The organism is Nonomuraea sp. KM90 (assembly GCF_052246675.1).
Taxonomy (GTDB): domain Bacteria; phylum Actinomycetota; class Actinomycetes; order Streptosporangiales; family Streptosporangiaceae; genus Nonomuraea.
In genome coordinates, this window is sequence record NZ_JBQQCB010000273.1 from 1 (window position 1) to 4,991 (window position 4,991).

Consider the following 4,991-nt stretch of genomic DNA (forward strand, 5'->3'; position numbering starts at 1 on the left):
CGACGGCCTTGCGCGCGCCACCCGCCTCGTCGGGCACCACCGAGCAGTCGTCGGGGTCGGTCGAGCTGATGAACGCGTACACCACCGGCACGGGCAGCGACGCGGCGATCGGGGCGCGGGCCTGGGTGCGCCGGCCGGTCACGATGATGCCGTCCACCCGCCGCCCGATCAGCGTCTTGACGTGGTACTGCTCCCGGATCGGATCATCGCGCCCGTCACACAGGAACACCGACATCTGCCCCGCCCCCAGCGCGTCCTCCGCACCCATCAGCACCGGGATGCTGAACCGCCCGATCGTGTCCGTGGTGATCATGCCCACCGTGTACGTACGCCCCGAATGCAGACTCCGCGCCCCCGCGTTCACCTCGAAGTTCAACTGCCGGGCCGCCTCCCGCACCCGCACCCGCGTCTCCTCCCGCAGCGAACCACGACCGTTGAGAGCCTTGGAGGCCGTGCCCACCGACACCCCCGCCAGCGCCGCGACGTCGGCGATGGTGACGTGCCGCGCCAATTTCCCCATGTTTCCTCCACTTTCCTGAAGCCTTGCCATCTCAACTGTACATCCCGTTGACTACGGGAACAGAGCGTTGCTAGCGTGAGGCAAACGATTTCCTAACTTTCCCGTTTGTCGCGATGAGAGAGCCGGATGACTACGCCGAAACCCGCAGGCAACCCCCTGGCCACAGCCGGCCTCCCGCCGGACGCCGGCCCCGCCGTCCCCGGCCCCGGAGCGGTCTCCTCGCTCCGGCCGCTCGGCCTGGACCGGGTGCTGCTGGACGACGGCGGGCTGCTCGGGCAATGGCGGCGGCGCAACGCCGAGCACACGCTGCCGCACTGCCTCGAACGGCTGGAGAGCAGCGGGAACCTGGACAACCTGCGCGCCGCCGCCGGCGACCCGGGCGGGCACGAGTTCGCGGGGATGTGGTTCGCCGACTCCGACGTGTACAAGACCTTGGAGGCCGCGCTCTGGGAGCTGGCCACGCCCGGGGCCGACCCGCGCCTGCGGGACTTCGCCGGTGACACGGTCGCGCTGCTGGCCCGCGCCCAGCAGGCCGACGGCTACCTGAACTCCTACTTCACCGTCGCCGAGCCGGACCAGCGCTGGCTCAAGCCGGTCTGGAGCCATGAGCTCTACTGCGCCGGGCACCTCATCCAGGCCGCCGTCGCCGCGGGGCGGACCGGGACGAGCCCCGAGCTGGTCGAGGTGGCCCGGCGCCTGGCCGACCTGCTGGTGGAGCGGTTCTCGCGGGTGGAGGAGGTGTGCGGGCATCCGGAGATCGAGACCGCGCTGGCCGAGCTCTACCGCCTCACCGGGCACCGCCCCTATCTCGACCTCGCCCGGCGCTTCCTCGACCTGCGCGGCCGGGGCCTGCTCGACCACGGCCGGTTCGGCCCCCGCTATCACCAGGACCACGTGCCGCTGCGCGAGGCGACGGAGGTGGCCGGGCACTCGGTGCGCCAGCTCTACCTGCTGGCGGGCATGGTGGACGTGGCCGTGGAGACCGGCGACCTGGCGCTGCTGGCGGCGGCGGAGCGGTTGTGGGACGACGCCTGCCGCACCAGGACGTACGTGACGGGCGCGCACGGCTCGCGCCACCGCGACGAGGCGTACGGCGACCCGTACGAGCTGCCGCCCGACCGCGCCTACGCCGAGACGTGCGCCTCGATCGCGAGCTTCCACCTCAGCTGGCGCCTGCTGCTGGCCACCGGCCGGGCCCGCTACGCCGACGAGATGGAGCGCGTCCTGCTCAACGGCGTCGCCGCGGCCGTCTCCCAGGACGGCCGGCACTTCTTCTACTCCAACCCGCTGCACCTGCGCACCGGCCACTCCAACGCCGGCGAGGAGGCGGCCGGGCACCGCCTGCCCTGGTACTCGTGCGCCTGCTGCCCGCCCAACATCGCCCGCCTCATGGCCTCCCTGCCCGCCTACCTGGCCACCGGCGACGCGGGCGGCGTGCAGCTCCACCTGTACGCCGGGGCCACGATCGACACCGGCGCGGCCCGGGTGGAGGTGCGCACCTCCTATCCCTGGCAGGGGCGGGTGGAGCTGACCGTGGCCTCGCGGACCGCCGAACCGTGGACGCTGGCGCTCCGCGTGCCGTCCTGGTGCGACTCCCACACGCTGCTGATCGGCGGCGAACCGGTCGAGGCCTCCCCCGAGGACGGCTACCTGCGCCTGACCAGGGCCTGGGGCGACGGCACCGGCGTCGTGCTGGACCTCGCCATGCCCGCCAGGCAGGTACGCCCCCACCCCCGCGTGGACGCCGTGCGCGGCTGCGTCACCCTGGCCCGGGGGCCGCTGGTCTACTGCCTGGAGCAGCACGACCTGCCCGAGGGCACCGTGCTGGAGGACGTGCGCCTGCACCCCCGCGGCCCGCTCAGGACCTCCGGGGGCGACGCGTCCCCCGTCGTGATCACGGCGTCCGGCTCGGCACTCGACGGCGTCGCCGGCGCGCCGCTCTACACCAGCGAGGGCGGCGACGAAACCGCCGGCCCGGCGCTGGCGCTCACCGCCGTCCCCTACTTCCTGTGGGGCAACCGGAGCGAGGGCCCGATGCGGGTCTGGATTCCGGTGGCCGACGCGGGATGACCCACCCAGCCCCTGTCCCTACCAGACAGAGCGAGGTACGTACGTGTCCACCCCCCGACCGAAGCGAACCGCCGCCGTCTTACTGACCGCCGCCATGCTCGCCTGCGGACTGGCGGCACCCGCCCAGGCTGCGGCCGGCGCGACCCTGACCGTCAACGTCGCGCAGCCGTTCCGCCCCGTCACGCACGCCGCCTCCGGCGGCCTGTACGGCCTGGCCGAGAACGGCAGGCCGGCCGACTCGACGCTGCTGCCGATCAAGGTCAACTCGCTGACGCAGCCTGCCCCGGGCGTCGGCCAGCGTCCCAACGGCCAGCCGCCGGGCGGTGACTCGCTGCTGGTGGCGCCGCAGGCCACCCGCGTGGGCGCCGGGCAGTTCATCCGGATGCCGGACATCTACCCCGACTTCCCCTACCGGTGGGTGAGCTGGGACGACTGGCTGGCCAAGGTCACCACCATGGTCAACGCCAGGCTGTCGGCGACCACGGTCACCAACGTGATCGGCTGGGAGCTCTGGAACGAGCCCCACTACACCTGGAACACCGCGGCGGCGGGCAACTTCAACGACGGCTGGGTGCGTACGCACCGGGCGGTCCGCGCCCTCGACCCGCTCACCCCGATCGTCGGCCCGAGCACGGCCACCTACAGCCGCTCCTGGATGCAGGCGTTCCTAACGCGCGCCAGGGACACCGGCACGCTGCCCGACATCATCTGCTGGCACGAGCTGCAGAACCCCACCAGGATCGCCGCCGACCTCGCCGACTACCGCAGCCTGGAGGCGTCGCTGGGCATCAGCCCGCGCCGGATCTCCATCAACGAGTACGCCGCCCCGGCCGAGGTGGACGTGCCCGGCCGGATCGCCAGCTACGTGGCCAAGCTCGAACGCGGCGGCGTGGAGTCCGCGCACCGCGCCTTCTGGTACGAGTACGGCACCATGAACGGCCTGGTCGTGAACAACAACCAGCCGACCGGCACGTGGTGGCTGTACAAGTGGTACGGCGACATGGCCGGCAGCATGGTCACGACCGGCTCGACCACCACGACCGGCCTGGACGGCTTCGCCGCGTACGACGGCACCCGCAGGATCGTCAACGTGGTGTTCGGCAACGAGGCGGGCACCAACACCGTCAACCTGACCGGCCTGGGCGCGCTCGGCTCCAGCGTGCGGGTCACGCTGCTGTCCACCCCCTCCAGCGGCCGCTTCACCGCCGTGACCGCCCCCACCACGGTCTCCACCACCACCCGAACGGTCAGCAACGGCCAGCTGAGCGTGTCGGTGCCGGACATGGTGGCCACCAGCGCCTACCAGCTCGTCGTCGAGCCGGCCTCCGGGGTGCCGGCCTACCAGCAGCGCTACGAGGCCGAGAACGCCTCGGTGTTCCGCGCCCAGCGCCTGACCACCTCCAGCGCGTCCGGCGGCGGGTACGTCGGCCGCATCGACAACTCGGGCACCCCCCGCACCGACAGCTACGTGGACTTCGTCGTCAACGTGCCCACCGCCCGCGCGTACACGATGACCATCGGGTACGCCAACGGCACGGGCGCCACCGCCACCCAGGGCCTGGCCTACAACGGCGGCGCCTGGGGCACGGTCAGCTACCCGCCGACCCCGGCCTGGGGCCAGTTCGGCGCGACGGTCGCCACGACCGTCACGCTCAACGCCGGCTACAACGTGATCCGCCTGGCCAAGGGCTCCCCCTACTTCGCGGGCGGCACCGGATACGCCGAGCTGGACTACATCCAGCTCACCTGACCTTCGAGAGGAAACAACCGACATGGCGAGCTCCGTCCCCGCCCGGCGGGCGGCCTGCCTGGCCCTGGCCGCCGTCACGCTGGCGGCCTGCGGGTCCCCCCAGGACGCCTCCACCTCCGCGCAGCCCTCCGGCGCGTACACCGTCTGGGACCCCTATCCCCAGTTCGACAAGAGCTCGGAGTGGGTGAAGCTGCTGGACAAGTGCGGCACCCAGGCCGGGGTGACGGTCGAGCGGACCGGCTACGACACGACGGACCTGACGAACAAGGCGCTGCTGGCGGCGCAGCAGGGCAACGCGCCCGACGTGCTGATCGTGGACAACCCGGTGGTGTCGACGCTGGCCGAGGCCGGCGTGCTGACGACGACCGAGGAGACCAGGACCGACACCTCGTCGATCGCGCCCAACCTGCTGGCGGCCGGGCAGACCGGCGGCAAGACGTACGGCGTCCCGATCGGGGCCAACACCCTGGCGCTGTACTACAACAAGGCGGTGCTGGACAAGGCCGGGGTAGACCCCGCGTCGATCAAGGACTGGGCGACGCTGACGGCGGCGCTGGGGAAGGTGAAGGGTGCCGGGAAGAAGGGCATCACGTTCTCGGCGATCGGCACCGAGGAGGGCAGCTTCCAGTTCCTGCCGTGGTTCTGGGGAGC

4 protein-coding genes are annotated in these 4,991 nt (G+C 72.2%); 3 read left to right on the plus strand and 1 reads right to left on the minus strand.

Annotated elements, in window-relative coordinates:
• Nucleotides 1-520: LacI family DNA-binding transcriptional regulator (locus ACTWPW_RS62960; protein ID WP_443174844.1), on the minus strand; the 520-nt coding region annotated here is incomplete at its 3' end.
• A 126-nt stretch (nt 521-646) separates the two neighbouring features.
• Here ACTWPW_RS62960 and ACTWPW_RS62965 point away from each other — a divergent pair.
• From ACTWPW_RS62965 to ACTWPW_RS62975, 3 genes are all read left to right on the plus strand, one after another.
• Nucleotides 647-2,590 (plus strand): glycoside hydrolase family 127 protein, encoded by a 1,944-nt coding sequence (locus ACTWPW_RS62965; protein WP_443174845.1) that lies wholly within the window; start codon nt 647-649, stop codon nt 2,588-2,590.
• A 43-nt stretch (nt 2,591-2,633) separates the two neighbouring features.
• Nucleotides 2,634-4,340 carry a CBM35 domain-containing protein gene (locus ACTWPW_RS62970; protein ID WP_443174846.1) on the plus strand — a complete coding sequence of 569 codons (1,707 nt, stop codon included), beginning with the start codon at nt 2,634-2,636 and terminating at the stop codon, nt 4,338-4,340.
• Between the two features lie 22 nt (nt 4,341-4,362).
• A partial coding sequence (locus tag ACTWPW_RS62975; protein ID WP_443174847.1) for an extracellular solute-binding protein occupies nt 4,363-4,991 on the plus strand: 629 nt, incomplete at its 3' end.